This is a genomic window from Streptomyces alboniger (assembly GCF_008704395.1).
Classification (GTDB): Bacteria; Actinomycetota; Actinomycetes; order Streptomycetales; family Streptomycetaceae; genus Streptomyces; species Streptomyces alboniger.
The window spans coordinates 86,851-100,122 of the sequence record NZ_CP023695.1 but is presented as its reverse complement, the minus strand read 5'-3'; the positions used below and the strand labels follow the sequence as shown (position 1 = coordinate 100,122).

The following is a 13,272-nucleotide window of genomic DNA, read 5'->3' as shown; positions in this document are numbered from 1 at the left end:
AGCGGGATACCGCCAACCCTGGGCGGCGTGCCTAAAGCCGGTCTTGAGCCGCCCTTGCCCGGCCGGCCGCCGCTCTGGCGGCCGCGGGCTTCGCAAGGGCGGGCATAGACCGGCCCAAGCCGTGGTGCCCACACTCGCCGCAGGGCCCATAGGGGCCAAGGACGTCATCCACCTGGTTGAGGAGCCGGCGTTGCACAGTGCGAGGGAAGTCAGGGTTCAACCGCAGCTCACCGACCGCGAGGATCTCGTGCTGGGCGAGCGCATCACCCGCTCCGCGACGGCACGGCGGGGCGAGTCGGTCAAGGACATCACCGCCTGGGTGCAACGGCGCCGCAGACAAGTGGGCCCCACCGTGCAACGCATCCCCTTCCACGAGCTTGAGGGCTGGTCCTTCTCACAGGAGACCGGCAACCTCGTGCACCGCAGCGGGCGCTTCTTCACCGTTCACGGGCTGCGCGCCGCCATCGGGGAGCACCCCGGCCGCATGAGCTGGCACCAGCCCATCATCACCCAGCCCGAGGTCGGCATCCTGGGCATCCTCGCGCAGGAGTTCGACGGGGTCCTGCACTTTTTGATGCAGGCCAAGATGGAGCCGGGCAATCCGGGGCTGGTGCAGATCTCGCCCACCGTGCAGGCCACCTACAGCAACTACACCAAGATCCACCAAGGCGGCGGCGTCCGCTACCTGGAGTACTTCACCGACCCATCCCGCGGCCGCGTCCTGTCGGACGTGCTGCAAAGCGAGCACGGCTCGTGGTTCTGCCGCAAACGCAACCGCAACATGGTCGTGGAGGTGACCGGTGCGCTCCCCGACCACGAGGACTTCCGCTGGCTCACCCTGGGGCAGATCCATGAACTGCTGGGCCACGACAACACGGTCAACTTCGACGCCCGCTCGGCTCTGGCCGGCCTGTACGGGCCCGGTGCCTCCCAAGCCCTGCACTCCGACACCCACGTGCTGTCCTGGCTCGCGGCGCGGCGGTCGCTGACCCCGATCACCGGGGTGCCCATCTCGCTCGCCGACCTGCCGGGCTGGAGGCGCGATGAGTACTCCATCCACCATGAGCAACAGCGGTACTTCCGTGTCATGGCCGTCTCGGTGCGGGCAGGCAACCGGGAGGTCAGCCAGTGGACCCAGCCGCTCCTGGAACCCAACGGCCAGGGCATCGTCGCGTTCTTGATGCGCACCTTCAACGGCGTGCCGCACGTCCTGGTCAGCGCTCGCGCGGAGGCCGGCTTCAGCGACGTCGAGCTCGGCCCCACCGTGCAGTGCGTGCCGCGCAACCACCAGCACCTGCCCGCGGCCCAGCAGCCGCCCTTCCTCAGCGCGGTGCAATCCGCCGCGCCGCCGCAGATCCGCTACGCGGCGCTGCTCTCGGAGGAGGGAGGCCGCTTCCTCAACGCGGTGAGCCAATACCTCGTCATCGAGGCCACCGAGGAGCAGGCGCCCCTGAAGGAGCCGCCCGGGTTCTGCTGGGTCTCCCGCGACCAGCTCGCCGCGTTCACCCGCTCCAGCCACTACGTCAGTGCCCAGGCCCGCACCCTGCTGGTGTGCCTGAACACACTTGGGGCCTAGAAGGCAGGCTCCGGTGCTATCCGGATACCTTGGCCAAAAGGATCGTCGCGATTCCCAGACGGGCCGTCGGCGGGTTCTCGGCGTCAACGATCAGTGTGCCCTCGGGGGAGGCCTCGTCCACCAGGGCCGGCAGCTTCTCGATCGCCTCGGCGATGACCTCCTCGAGAGAGAGGTGCGACGCCTCGGCGAGGGCCTGAAGATTGTCCTGGCCTATGCCGTTGACCACGTCCTGGCGCAAAAGCGGCGTGTTGGCGCCGGTTGAAACCCAGGACTTCGCTTGGTACACCTGTGCGAGCGGAATCATGAGCCCCTGGGATTCGGCCCGGGCGAACGCTTCTTCACTCGTCTGTGCCAGGCCCGGTTCGGGTATCACAGCGACGCAGTAATAGCCGTCGAGATTTCCGGATGCGCTTTCCTCGCCCGGCCCGGCAGGGGTTGAGAGATTCTCGGTCACGTAGACTCCAGGGAGTTCGAATTGGGCGGTCCAAAGAAATCGGCCAGCCTATTGACGGGGCGGTGAACCGCCCGGCAATGCTCCCACCCAGGGTGTTGCCGGACAAGGCTGATGGCGCCGCCCCCTTGCGCACACCCCGAAGGAATTACCCACAACACGGGGCTGTCCTGGCGACCGGACACCGCCAGATCCGGGCGGAATGGGGGCCGCTTGGGCCGCAGCCGGGCGCGTGGGAGTCCGCGAAGATGCCGCGCACCGGTGGCGGACCGGCGGAAAACTGTTGGTGAGTTCCCAGCGCCAGGAAAGGCGGGAGAACAAGCGTGACCACCCTGACTGTTGAGTGCGCCGACCTGACCGACCCGCGTACCTTCCTTGCCCCCGATGCCGAACTCATCGAGATGTGGCGCCGGTTCCGCTCGGCGAGCCCGGTCCACTGGCACGAGGTCACCGGCCGTGCCGTGCCCGGCTTCTGGGTGCTCTCGCGCTACCGCGATGTCATGGAGGTCTACCGGGACAACAAGCGCTTCACCTCCGAATACGGCAATGTGCTGGCGACCTTGCTGGAGGGCGGGGACTCGGCCGCGGGCAAGATGCTCGCCGTCACCGACGGCCGGCGCCACCGTGAACTGCGCAACGTGATGCTGAAGGCGTTCGCCCCCCGGGTCCTCCAGCCGGTCATCGCCAAAGTGCGCGAGCGCACCGATGAGCTGGTGCGCGCCGCCGTCGAGGCCGGTGACTGCGACTTCGCCAGGGACGTCGCCGAGCACATACCGATGGCCACCGTCGCCGACCTGCTGGGGGTTCCTGCCGGCGACCGCGAGGAGCTGCTGGTGCTGACCAAAGAGGCGCTCAGCACCGAGGACGAGGGCAGCTGCGCGCAGGAGGCCGTCGTCGCGCGCAACGAACTGCTCTTCTACTTCGCCCAGTTGGCCGCCGAGCGGCGCAAGGACCCGCGTGACGATGTGCTGAGCATCCTCACGACCAGCACGATCAACGGCGAGCCGCTCACCGAGCAGGAGATCATCTTCAACTGCTACAGCATCATCATCGGCGGTGACGAGACCAGCAGGCTCTCGATGATCAGCGGCGTGCGCGCGCTGATGGAACACCCCGAGCAGTGGCGGCGGCTCAGGTGCGGGGAGGTCACCGTGGAGGGCGCCGTCGAAGAGGTCCTGCGCTGGGCCAGCCCCGCCATGCACTTCGGCCGGCGCGTCCGCGAGGACGTCGAGATCGGGGGCCAGCTCCTGCGCGCCGACGATGTCGTCACGCTGTGGAACAGTTCAGCCAACTACGACGAGGACCTCCTCGCCGAGCCCGCCTCCTTCGACCTGGGCCGCAAGCCCGGCAAGCATGTGGCGTTCGGCTACGGACCGCACTTTTGCCCCGGCGCCTACCTGGGCCGGGCCGAGATCGCCGCCATGCTCTGCGCGCTGCGCACTCATGTCGCCAACGCCGTGCCCAACGGCCCGGCCAGGCCCATCCACTCCAACTTCCTGCACGGATACAGCAGTCTGCCGCTCTCGTTGAGCCCCGCCAGGTAACCCCCGAACCCCTGACAGCCGGCAGCCCTCCCTCCCCTTTACCCGGCAGCCCTCGATCCCCCTTTTCACCGGCCCCAGACTCTGGAGAATCCGTGAGCGAGCCCCAAGGACCGTCCGCTGACGTGCCGTGCGCCGAAAAGGGTGTTCCTTTGGCCACCTTCACCGACCTGTTCGAAGCACAGGTACGCCAAGTGCCGCACCACCCGGCCCTCCAGTGCGCCGGAACAATCTGGACGTACAGGCAGCTGAACGCGTCGGCGAACAGGCTCGCGCACCTGCTGATCGGCCGCGGTATCGGCCCGGAGCACACCGTTGCTCTGGCGATGCCGCGCTCACCCGAGCAGATCGCAGCGCTGCTGGCCATCATGAAGGCCGGCGCAGCCTACCTGCCCCTGGACCTGGGCCATCCCCCCACGCGCATCGCCTACATGGCAGCGGACGCCGCGCCCACAGCAGTGCTCACCACCCAAGCCGCCGCCGGCCAGCTGCCCGCGGGGCTCAAGGCACACATGCTGGCCGTGGATGCACCCGATACCCAGGCGGCCCGGCGCCACATGCCGCAGACAGACCCGGTGGACGCGGACCGGACCGGGCCGCTGAGCGTGGCCAACGCCGCGTATGTCATCTACACCTCCGGTTCCACGGGCCGGCCCAAGGGGGTGACGGTCACGCACCGCGGGCTGGCCGCACTGCGTGATGAGGCCCTGCGCGTGGGTGAACTGACTACCGGCCAGGGCGCCCGCGTCCTTCAGTACGCGGCGCTCAGCTTCGACATGTCGGTATGGGACCTGATGACGGCCCTGACCACGGGGGCCCAGCTCGTCCTGCCGGCACAGGAACAACTGGTGGGCCAGGAGCTGGCCGCGTTGCTGGCGCAGCACAAGGTGACGCACGCGACGCTGCCGCCGAGCGTACTGGCCACGCTGCCCGCGGGCACCGCCACCTCCCTGAGCCAGCTGCGCATCCTGGTGGTCGGAGGAGAGGCGAGCACCCCTGCCCTGGTCGCCGAATGGGGCGCCGCACGGCGGCTGTTCAACGCCTACGGCCCCACCGAGGCCACCGTGTGGGCCACGTTCGCCGGACCGCTGCGCGAGGGCGCGGTGCCCATCGGCACCGCGATGGCAGACGCCGCCGCCTACCTGCTCGGCCCGGACCTCACCCCCGTCGCCCAGGGGCAGCCCGGCGAGCTGTACCTGGCGGGCCCGGGGCTGGCCCGCGGATATTTGGGGCGCCCGGCCCAGAGCGCGACGCGGTTCCTGGCCAACCCGCTGGGCCCCGCGGGCACCCGGATGTACCGCACCGGCGACGTGGCCCGCCTGGGCGCCGACGGGCAGCTGGAGTATCTGGGCCGCAGCGACGACCAGGTGAAGCTGCGGGGGCAGCGCATCGAACTCGGCGAGGTGGAGACGGCTCTGGCGGCGCATCCAAGGGTCCGCCAGGCCGCCGTCATCGTCCACGCCGGCGCCACCGGAGCACAGCAGCTGGTCGGCTTCGTCGTACCGGCCCCCGCACCGGATACCCAGCCCGTAGAGCCCGCCGGCGGGGCAGGACAGCTCACCCTGGGGCCGGGACTCGGCGCGGCCGAGCTGCGTGCGTTCGTGGCCCGGCGCCTGCCGCAGAGCATGGTCCCCGCAACGATCATGGTCATCGACGAGATGCCGCTGACGCCCAACGGCAAGGCGGACAAGGCGGCGCTGCCCCGGCCGCAGCTGCGCCAGGCCGACTACCGCGCGCCCCGCTCCCGGCTCGAGGAGTACCTCGCCGACGCCTTCGCCAAGGTGCTCTGCCTCGCCCGGGTCGGCATCGACGACGACTTCCTGTCGCTGGGCGGAGACAGCATCCAGGCCATGCGCCTCGCCTCACAGATACGGGCCCAGGGAGTGCAGGTCTCCTTCAGGCAGATCTTCGAATCCCGCACGGTGGCCGCCCTGGCCGACGCGATCGGCGCGGAACAGCCGCAGGCTGCCACCCCCCACGCCGACGGGGGAGCGGAGCAGCCGTGGCACCTGCCTGCCACGCACCTCCTGCACGAGCTGGGGCCCGGCGCGGCGCACTCCTGCCAGGCCATGCTCCTGGACCTTCCCCAAGGCCTGGACCACACCACCCTGACCGCCGCCCTGACCGCGCTGATCGACCACCACGACATACTCCGTACCCGCCTGAGGCCCCCCGGCCAAGGCGGGCTCCTCGTGGCCCCGCCGGGCTCGGTGAGCGCACACCCTCTGATCCGCCAAGTCGCCGCCGACGCCCCCTGGCAGGCCGCCGCGGGCACCGAGCAGGCAAAGGAATGGAATCACCTGCTGCGCACCGAACTCGCCGCCGCAGCCGCCCGCCTCAACCCGGCGGCCGGTTCGGTGGCGCAGTTCACCTGGTTCGACGCGGGCAGCCGCCAGGCGGGGCGGCTGCTGATGGTCCTGCCCCACCTCCTGGTGGACGCCCACTCCTGGCGCATCCTGCTCGCCGACCTCGCTACCGCCGGGCAACAGCTGAAGATGGGCCGGGACATCGAGCTGCCCCCCGTCACCGCACCGCTGCGCCTGGTCGCCCGTGCCCTGACCAAGGAGGCGCACCGGCCCGCACGCGCGGCCGAGCTGGAGGCCTGGCTCACCCGCCTTGAGGCGCCGGATGCGGCTCTCGGCCCGCGCCGCCCCGCACCGGCCGACGACACCACCCCCGCACCCGTCGACGCCCGCCTCCTGCTCCCGGCCCCCCTCACCGACACCCTCCTGACCACGGTCCCCTCCGCCTTCCGCTGCGACATCCAGGACGCACTCCTCACAGCGCTCGCACTGGCGCTGGCACACCGGCGAGCTACCTCCGGCGCCCCCGCATCATCCGTGCTGATCAGCCTGGACGAGTACGGCAGAGCGGCGGCCGAGGTGGACGGCATCGCACTGTCCCGCACCGCCGGCCGGCTGACCGGCACCACCCCGGTACGCCTGGATGTGACCCACCTCGATCTGCAAGAGGCCCTTGAGGGCAAACCCGCCGCCGGCACCGCCCTCAAGGCGGTAAAAGAGCAGCTGCGCACCCTGCCCGATGAGGGGATCGGCTACCACCTCCTGCGCCACCTCAACCCCCACACCGCCGCCGCCCTTGCGCGCTCACCAAGCGGCCGGATCTCCTTTGCCCACCTGGGCCACTTCCCGGCACCCGCCCCCCACCCGCCCGGCGCGGGATTCACCCCAACCAGGGGCTGGAGCGTGCCCGCAGCACCGCACACCGGCCCACAGACCGACCTCGCCGTGCGCAGCGCTCTCATCGACACCGGCGAAGGCCCGCGCCTCGAAGCGGTGTTCACCGCCTGCGCAACCCTGATGAGCGCCGCCGAGATACAGCAGCTGGCACATCTGTGGGCCCTGGCGCTCCAGGCGATCTCCCACCATGCCGCGACGGCCGGCGCGGGCGGTCTGAGTCCCTCGGACGTGCTCCTGCCCGGTGTCACCCAGCACGAACTCGACGACTGGCAGCAGCACTACCCGGGCCTGTCCGACATCTGGCCTCTCGCGCCGCTTCCCCAGGGACTGCTGGTGCACTCCCAAAGGGAGCACGAGGCATCCGCCGGCACCGACACCTACCAGGTCCAGTACACCTTGCGCCTGTCCGGGCCCATCGAGCCCGCGCGCCTGCGCGCTGCCGCACAGGCCCTGCTCGACCGCCACCCCGCCCTACGCGCCGCCTACGCCCCCGGACCCCAGGGCACCCTCGTCCAGTTCGTCGTGGACGGCGTCCAGCTGCCCTGGCAGTACCTCGATCTGAGCAGCCTCGGCGAGGCCATGCGTGACAGCGCCTATCGGCAGTTCCTGGCCAGTGACCTGACGCTCCACTTCGACCTCGCGGTGCCACCGGTACTGCGCATGTCACTGCTGACCCTGGCCACAGACCGCCATGTGCTGATCCTGTCCGCCCACCACGCCACCCTCGACGGCTGGTGCCTGCCCCTGCTGGCGACGGACCTGATGCGCCTCTACGCCGATCAGGGCGCCGCCGCGCTGCCACCGGCCCCCAGCTACCGCAACTACCTTGCCTGGCTGGAGCGGCAGGACACCAAGGCGGCCGCCAGCGCCTGGGCGCAGGAGCTGGCAGGACTGACCGAGCCCTGCCTGCTCACCGCCCCCACCGCTGCGGCGGCGGAGGAAACCGAGCGCCTCGATGTGCCTTTGCCGCCCGCCGCGGCCCGGGCGCTGCCGGACAGGGCCGCCGAGATGGGCATCACCCTCAACACCCTGGTGCAGGGGGCCTGGGCCGTCGTCCTGAGCCATCTCACCCACCGCCGGGACGTGGTGTTCGGCGCCGCGGTGGCGGGACGGCCCGCCGAGCTGCCCGACGCGCAGCACATGGTGGGAACCTTCATCAACACCGTGCCCATACGGGTGCGGTGCGAGCCGCAGGAGAGCGCCGCACAGTTGCTGGAGCAGCTCCAGCAACGGCAGGCGGCCCTGCTGGGCCGACCCCCCTGCGCACTGGGCGAGATCCACAGCGCCGCCGGCTTGCCCACCCTGTTCGACACCGTCATCGGCTTCGAGTCCTTCCCCCTGGACAGGCAGGCCGCGGCCGATGCGGCCGATGCGGCGGGCTTCGCCGTCACCGGCGTCGGCCTGCACTCCCTGAGCCATTTCCCCCTGACCGTATTCGCCCATCCCGACGGCGACCGGCTGCGGCTGACCATGCAATACCAGCGCCCACTGCTCGAGCCGCCCTACGCGCAGCACATCGCCGCACTGTACGGGCAGGTTCTCAGCCGGCTCGCCGCAGACGCAGGGGCACGGCTGGCAGACCTGGTCGCAAAGGAGGGCGCAGCACAGCTGACGGCCGGCGCCAAGGCCCAGCCCCCCGTTCACAGCCAGGTCCTCGACCCCCTCCTTGGCGAACAAATCCGCACCTGCGCGAAGAAGCTCGCCACCCACCCCGCCGCGCTCTTCCACGCGGGCTGGGCCCTGACCATCTCCATGTTCAGCGGGCGCGCCCATGTGAGCTTTTGCAGCACCGCGGCCGGCCAGACCCGCCCGGTTCACGCCGAGCTGACCGGGATGAGCGTGCGGGACCTGGTGCACCACATGGACCAGCAAGCGCCCGGCCCTAGCGCCCACCTGCCGCACATCGACATGATCCTCGACTTCAGGGGCCCGCACGCCAACGCGAGCGCCGCCCACGACGAGCGCACCGAGCCAATGGAGGTGGCCATCAGCGGCCGCCACCCGCACATCACCCTCCAGGGGCGCTCGGGCCTGCCCTACGACCCGCAGTCCGTCACCGACTACCTCCACACGGCGCTGGCGCGGCTCACCGACGCCCTTAACGGCGGGCGGGCCGCCCAGCAGCCCGCTCTCGAACTGCCGGTCCTGGGTGAGGAGATACGCCGCCAGGCCCTGGCGCAGCGGAGCCAGGTGCCGGCCACACCGGCACGGGGCCGGTGCATCCACCAGTGGTTTGAGGAAGTGGCAGCCGCGATGCCGGACGCCATCGCTGTCACCGCCGGCCACCGCAGCTTGTCGTATGGGGACCTGAACCAACGCGCCAACCGCCTGGCCCGCCACCTGCGCTCCCTGGGCGTGGGGCCGGAGGTGGTGGTCGCGCTGCGCCTGGAGCGGACCGAGCATCTCATGGTCGCCGTGCTCGCGGTGCTCAAGGCCGGGGGCACCTATGTGCCGATCGATCCTGCCTCCCCCTCCGAACGCACCGCCCTGGTACTGGCCGACAGCGCGCCGCGCCTGCTGCTGACCGACGCCCCCTGGCACCCGGACCCAAGCCCCGGCCTCCCACCGCTCCCGGTCCTTGACGTGCGCGCGGACAGCGACCGCTGGAGCGGGCTCTTGGCCCACAACCTGCCGGACACCGGCGTGCGGCCCGATCATGCGGCCTACGTCATCTACACCTCGGGCTCGACAGGAACCCCCAAGGGCGTCACGGTCGAACACCGCAACGTGGTAAGGCTGTTCACCACCACACGGGAGCACTTCGCCTTCGACCACAGGGACGTGTGGGCGCTGCTCCACTCCTTCGCCTTCGACTTCTCGGTGTGGGAGATGTGGGGTGCGCTGCTGCACGGCGCCACCCTGGTCGTGGTGCCGCGCAAGGTCGCCCGCAACCCCAAGGACCTCTACCGGCTGCTGTGCACCTCGCGGGTGACGGTGCTGAACCAGACACCGACGGCCTTCCACCAGCTGATCGCCGCCCAGGGCGAGGACGGCGCGGAACACGCCCTGCGGGTGGTGGTGTTCGGCGGCGAGGCACTGAACCCGGCACTGCTCACCCCCTGGATGCGGCGCGAGGCCAACAAGAACACCCGGCTGGTGAACATGTACGGCATCACCGAGACCACCGTGCACACCACCTACCACCTGCTGAGCGGCGCCGACACGGGCCGGACCGCCAGCCCGGTCGGCCGGCGCCTGCCGGACCTGCACACCTATGTACTCGACCCATACCTGCGGCCCACACCGGCCGGCGTCGTGGGCGAACTGTACGTCGGCGGCGCGGGCGTGGCACGCGGCTACCAGAACCGGCCGGCACTGTCCGCCCAGCGCTTTGTCGCCGACCCCTTCGCCGGCCGGCCGGGCGCACGGATGTACCGCTCGGGGGACCTGGTCCGCCGGCTGCCCGACCAGAGCCTGGAATACCTGGGGCGCAACGACGACCAGGTGAAGATCCGCGGGTTCAGGATCGAGCTCGGGGAGATCGAGGCCAAGCTCAGCGAACACCCGGCCCTCCAGGACGCGCGGGTCGTGGTGCGCGACCACGGCGAGGGGGACAAGCGCCTGATGGCCTACCTCGTCCCCGCAGCCGACCGCGCACCGGCGGTACGCCACCTGCTGCGCCTGGAACGCGCCGAGGGCGACACCCACCCGCCCCTGCGCGACCTGCCCAACGGCATGACGGTCTTCCACCACAACAAGAGCGAGACGGACTTCGTCTACGAGGAGATCTTCACGCGCGAGGAGTACCTGCGCGGCAACATCACCATCGACAACGGCGACACGATCGTCGATGTCGGCGCCAACATCGGCCTGTTCACCCTGTTCGCCTCCCACCGCAACCCCGACGGCCGCCTCTACGCCTTCGAACCGCTCCCCCCGCTGCACGACACGCTGCGCCGCAACGTCGAGCTCCACGGCCTGAACGCCAAGCTGTTCGACTGCGCACTGGGGTCCCAGGCACAGGAGGAGACCTTCACCTTCTACCCGCACAACACCGTCAACTCCACCCGCGCCGCGACCGCGCCCCAGGCGCGCGACCTGGTGCGCGCCTTCCTGCGCAACAAGGCGGGGCCGGATGGCGGCGCGCGGCCCGGCGCCGCCGCAACGGACCTGATCGACGAGGTCGTCGAGTCCCGCCTGGAGAGCCGGACGTTCACCTGCCCTGTGCGCACCTTCTCGGACATCATCGAGCAGGAGGCCATCGACCGGATCGACCTGGTGAAGATCGACGTGGAGGGCGCCGAGCACGAGGTCCTCAAGGGCATCCGCCCCGAGCACTGGCAAAGGATCCGGCAGTTCGCCATCGAACTCCACGACGTCGACGGCAGGCTGGCGCAGGTCCAGACGCTCCTGAAGGACCACGGCTTCGAGGTCGTGTGCGAACAGGACAGCGGCCTGCTGCACGACACGGTCCTTTGCAACGTCTACGCCCGGCGCGAGGACGGCCGCGGCGCGGGCCCGGCTCCCCGGGTGGCGGTGGCGCCGGCCCCGCGGCGCTGGTCGGGCCGGGCCGGCCTGCTTCAGGACGTGCACGACAGGCTGCGGGAGGTTCTGCCCGCGTACATGCTGCCCTCCGCCTACACCCTGCTCGAGGCACTGCCGCTCAACCAGAACGGCAAGCTGGATTACGGTGCGCTGCCCGAACCCGGGCGCCCGCACCGCAACGTCACGCCGCCGCGTACCCGGGCGGAGCAGGAGCTGTGCGCCTTGATAGCGGATGTCCTGCACATCGAGCAGGTAGGTGTCGGCGACAACTTCTTCGACCTGGGCGGCGACTCACTGCTGGCCTCTGGCCTCACCGGCCGGATCAGCAGGAAACTGGGGGTGCGGGTGCTCATCAACGAGGTGTACGAGGCCCGCGACATCGCGGCGCTGGCGCGCATCGTCGACCATGCCCCCAAGGCCCGCTCGCCCCGGTTGCGCAGGAGGGGTGCGGGGGAGGGGTCCTGATTCGCCCCATGGGTGCCACCGGGGCGGGGAGGCGGCCCGGGGCATTTGCCCGCGGTGAGAGCCTGCCGTCCGGCAGGATACGGGTGATCCGCCGACCTGACACGAGAGTTGAGGACATGGCTTTTCAGCCGAAGGACCCCCATGCGCTGATCGGCGACGCTGACCGGGAGCGGGCCGCACAGCTGCTGAAGGACGCGTACGCGAAAGGACAGCTCACCCACCAGCAGCTGGACCAGTGCCTCGAACAGGTGCTGAGCGCAAGGACGCGGGGCCAGATCGATGTGGCTGTGGCCGGGCTCCCGGCGCAGAACCCTGGCGACCGGTCCACGATCACCACGGTGAGCGGGCTGATCCTGCGCCGCGGCCGGTGGCGGGTGCCCGCGGACCTCACGGTCGCATCGGCCCTGGCGAGCGTGTACCTGGACCTGTCCCGGGCGGTCATCGAGCATCCGGTCGTCGACCTCGAGGTCCTCATCGGCGTGGGACGCGTCCGGATCATCGTGCCGCGCGAGGCGGTCGTCGACCTTCAGGACATGAAGACCGGGCTGAAGGGCCTGTCCTACAAGCCCGGACGGTCCTCCGGTGCCCAGGGGCCGCGGATCAGGATCCACGGGACCGTCGGCATGCGGAAACTGACGGTCCGTCATGCGCTGTTGCGCTGATCTGCCCTTTGGGTTCCCGAGCCGCAGAGTTGGAGCAACGTGCAGATCATCGGCCACGGTTTTCTCGCCCGGCATCTCTCAGAAGCCTTCACAGACAAGTTTCCCGAGGTCACCGCGATCGCAGCGGGCGTCTCCCGTCATTCGGGCGTCGCACCCGCGCAGTTTCGCCGGGAAGCGGAGCTGGTGCGCGAGGTCCTGCGCGAGTGCGGCAACCGCAACCGGACGGTGCTGTTCTTCTCCTCGGCCTCCTTCGCGCTCTACGGCTCCAGCGGTGCCCCGCGCGCCGAGGAAGACCACCTGGTTTCTCCGCCGTCGGCCTATGGGAGAAGCAAGCTGGCGCTCGAATCGACGATCCGCGGCTCGCACGTGCCCTACCTGATCCTGCGGCTGAGCCACACCGTGGGCCGATACCAGCGGCCCCACCAGCTGCTGCCCGGACTGACGCGGCAGGTACGGGCCGGTGCCGTGCGGGTGCAGCAGGGCGTCCACCGGGACCTGCTGGATGTCAACGACCTCCTTGATGCCATCGGGCGACTGCTCGGCCAGGGTGTGCGCAATGAGGTCCTCAATGTGGCATCCGGGGCGCCGCAGCACATCGAGGCGATCCTGGACGGCATCGAGATGCGGCTGGGCACGAGCGCGGTGCGCACCTACATTCCTGGCGAAGCGGCCCTCACCCGCGTCTCGATCCGCCGGCTCCAGGCCTACGTTCCTCACTTCCGCCCCGGCCTGCGCAGCGCGGCGAGCTACCTGGATGACCTCCTGGACGCCTATCTGCCGTACTGCTCAAGGGGCCCGGCCGCAGAGGGGTGAGGCAGCGGGTGCCGCCGCTGGACTGCGACCGTCCGTAGGGCATCGCGCGAACGGCACGGCCCAGGGGGCGGGTTGGGCG

The 13,272-nt window shown here is 70.5% G+C and carries 6 protein-coding genes; 5 read left to right on the top strand and 1 reads right to left on the bottom strand.

From position 1 onward, the window contains the following. Positions 1 to 190: 190 nt before the first annotated feature. Positions 191 to 1,576 (top strand): NDP-hexose 2,3-dehydratase family protein, encoded by a 1,386-nt coding sequence (locus CP975_RS00325; RefSeq protein ID WP_055535687.1) that lies wholly within the window; start codon positions 191 to 193, stop codon positions 1,574 to 1,576. A gap of 16 nt (positions 1,577 to 1,592) precedes the next feature. On the opposite strand, the gene CP975_RS00320 is transcribed toward CP975_RS00325, so the two are convergent. Then, the gene (locus CP975_RS00320) at positions 1,593 to 2,030 is read right to left on the bottom strand and encodes a YidB family protein (protein ID WP_150476435.1); all 438 of its coding nucleotides are present in this window, start codon (positions 2,028 to 2,030) and stop codon (positions 1,593 to 1,595) included. 320 nt (positions 2,031 to 2,350) lie between these two features. On the opposite strand from CP975_RS00320, the gene CP975_RS00315 reads away from it, so the two are divergent. The 4 genes from CP975_RS00315 (at position 2,351) to CP975_RS00300 (ending at position 13,193) form a co-directional block, all read left to right on the top strand. Continuing rightward, positions 2,351 to 3,571 (top strand): cytochrome P450, encoded by a 1,221-nt coding sequence (locus CP975_RS00315; RefSeq protein WP_055535684.1) that lies wholly within the window; start codon positions 2,351 to 2,353, stop codon positions 3,569 to 3,571. Positions 3,572 to 3,720: 149 nt separating this feature from the next. Continuing rightward, positions 3,721 to 11,718, top strand: coding sequence for a non-ribosomal peptide synthetase (locus tag CP975_RS00310; RefSeq protein WP_167532646.1), 7,998 nt, complete (start codon positions 3,721 to 3,723; stop codon positions 11,716 to 11,718). Between the two features lie 116 nt (positions 11,719 to 11,834). Continuing rightward, positions 11,835 to 12,380, top strand: a complete 546-nt coding sequence (locus CP975_RS00305; RefSeq protein WP_055534471.1) for a DUF1707 SHOCT-like domain-containing protein — start codon at positions 11,835 to 11,837, stop codon at positions 12,378 to 12,380. A 39-nt stretch (positions 12,381 to 12,419) separates the two neighbouring features. Next, positions 12,420 to 13,193, top strand: a complete 774-nt coding sequence (locus CP975_RS00300; protein ID WP_055534469.1) for an NAD-dependent epimerase/dehydratase family protein — start codon at positions 12,420 to 12,422, stop codon at positions 13,191 to 13,193. Positions 13,194 to 13,272: the final 79 nt, after the last annotated feature.